This window comes from Francisella sciaenopsi (assembly GCF_045862875.1).
GTDB lineage: Bacteria > Pseudomonadota > Gammaproteobacteria > Francisellales > Francisellaceae > Francisella > Francisella sciaenopsi.
The window spans coordinates 1-2,500 of record NZ_BTHG01000011.1 but is presented as its reverse complement, the minus strand read 5'-3'; the positions used below and the strand labels follow the sequence as shown (position 1 = coordinate 2,500).

Genomic DNA, 2,500 nt, shown 5'->3' with positions numbered 1-2,500 from the left:
GGAGGATGGTCCCCCCATATTCAGACAAGGTTCCACGTGCCCCGTCCTACTTGTTCGTATGCTTAGTTCCACTGTGATTATTTCGTATACGGGACTATCACCCTCTATCGTCAAGCTTCCCAACTTGTTCTACTATAATTACAGCTAAATCATACCAGGCTCTTCCCACTTCGCTCGCCACTACTATGGGAATCTCAATTGATTTCTCTTCCTAAGGGTACTTAGATGTTTCAGTTCCCCTCGTTCGCTCTACACTCTATATCGAGTGAGTACCTAACTTGTGTTAGGTGGGTTCCCCCATTCGGAAATCTCCGGATCAAAGCTTATTTACCAGCTCCCCGAAGCTTATCGCAGATTAACACGTCCTTCATCGCCTCTGAATGCCAAGGCATCCACCGCTTGCACTTATTTTCTTAAGTCTATTTCTATACTAAATTGTTAAATATCTCTATCTTCATGTAAATAAATAATGGTGGAGCCAAGCGGGATCGAACCGCTGACCCCCTGCGTGCAAAGCAGGTGCTCTCCCAGCTGAGCTATGGCCCCAAAAAACTGGTGGGTCTGAGTAGACTCGAACTACCGACCTCACCCTTATCAGGGGTGCGCTCTAACCAACTGAGCTACAGACCCGTATTTTACTTACACTAAAATATATTATCTACAAACACTATGCTAAATCACTTGAATATGTAATTAGAGCTTATTTCTATTTTTTTCGTATTTCCGTTAAGGAGGTGATCCAGCCGCAGGTTCCCCTACGGCTACCTTGTTACGACTTCACCCCAGTCATGAATCACTCCGTGGTAAACGCCCATTCGTTAAGCTATCTACTTCTGGAGCAACCCACTCCCATGGTGTGACGGGCGGTGTGTACAAGACCCGGGAACGTATTCACCGCAGTATTCTGACCTGCGATTACTAGCGATTCCGACTTCATGCAGTCGAGTTGCAGACTGCAATCCGGACTAAGAGTACCTTTCTGAGTTTCGCTCCAGCTCGCACCTTCGCATCCCTCTGTAATACCCATTGTAGCACGTGTGTAGCCCTGGTCGTAAGGGCCATGATGACTTGACGTCGTCCCCACCTTCCTCCGCCTTGTCAGCGGCAGTCTCAATAGAGTACCCAACTTAATGATGGTAACTATCAATAGGGGTTGCGCTCGTTGCGGGACTTAACCCAACATTTCACAACACGAGCTGACGACAGCCGTGCAGCACCTGTCACTGCGTTCCCGAAGGCACCAATCTATCTCTAGAAAGTTCGCAGGATGTCAAGACCAGGTAAGGTTCTTCGCGTTGCATCGAATTAAACCACATGCTCCACCGCTTGTGCGGGTCCCCGTCAATTCCTTTGAGTTTTAGCCTTGCGGCCGTAGTCCCCAGGCGGAGTACTTAACGCGTTAGCTGCGCCACTAGATCCTTTACACCGAATCCAACAGCTAGTACTCATCGTTTACAGCGTGGACTACCAGGGTATCTAATCCTGTTTGATCCCCACGCTTTCGTCCCTCAGTGTCAGTATTGGTCCAGAATGTTGCCTTCGCCATTGGTGTTCCTTCTGATCTCTACGCATTTCACCGCTACACCAGAAATTCCCCATTCCTCTACCATACTCTAGTTTGCCAGTATCAAATGCAGTTCCAAGGTTGAGCCCTGGGCTTTCACATCTGACTTAACAAACCACCTACAGACCCTTTACGCCCAGTAATTCCGATTAACGCTCGGACCCCCCGTATTACCGCGGCTGCTGGCACGGAGTTAGCCGGTCCTTATTCTTTGGGTAACGTCCTTCTCACAAGCTATTAACTCATGAGCTTTCCTCCCCAACTAAAGTGCTTTACAACCCTAGAGCCTTCTTCACACACATGGCATTGCTGGATCAGGGTTTCCCCCATTGTCCAATATTCCCCACTGCTGCCTCCCGTAGGAGTTTGGGCCGTGTCTCAGTCCCAATGTGGCTGATCATCCTCTCAAATCAGCTATGGATCGTAGCCTTGGTAGGCCCTTACCCCACCAACTAGCTAATCCAACGCAGGCTCATCCATCTGCGGCAGCACAAAGGCCACCTTTAATCCGCAGATATTATGCGGTATTAACAGTCGTTTCCAACTGGTATCCCCCACAGATGGGCAGATTCCTACGCGTTACTCACCCGTCCGCCACTCGTCAGCATCCGAAGACCTGTTACCGTTCGACTTGCATGTGTTAAGCATGCCACCAGCGTTCAATCTGAGCCAGGATCAAACTCTTCAGTTTAATTCTCAAATTCTGACTCTAACTACTGATACTCAAATTCTTTAACAAAGTGTTTGTATATAATATATCTCTTAAATATCTTAGAAGCCTTAGCTTCTCACCGTTAACATCACTCGTCAGCCGGTGAAGACATATAATACGCATCACTCATCCAAATTGCAACTACTTTTTTAAAAAAAATTAAACTTTTTGCATTTTTTTTAAATCAATAGCAATTTCAATACCCAAAAGCACCGTTTATACAG

General features: G+C 47.2%; 2 tRNA genes and 2 rRNA genes (1 of these 4 cut by a window edge). All 4 read right to left on the bottom strand.

The annotated features are described in order from the left end of the window. Window positions 1-419 (bottom strand): 23S ribosomal RNA (locus tag ACKTR7_RS09845); it reaches 2,468 nt to the left of the window's first position. 51 nt (window positions 420-470) lie between these two features. Next, window positions 471-546, bottom strand: a tRNA-Ala gene (locus tag ACKTR7_RS09840). Window positions 547-553: 7 nt separating this feature from the next. After that, a tRNA-Ile gene (locus ACKTR7_RS09835) sits at window positions 554-630 on the bottom strand. Between the two features lie 97 nt (window positions 631-727). Then, window positions 728-2,255: ribosomal RNA gene (locus ACKTR7_RS09830) — 16S ribosomal RNA — on the bottom strand. Together the 16S and 23S rRNA genes with 2 tRNA genes alongside form the textbook arrangement of a ribosomal RNA operon. Window positions 2,256-2,500: the final 245 nt, after the last annotated feature.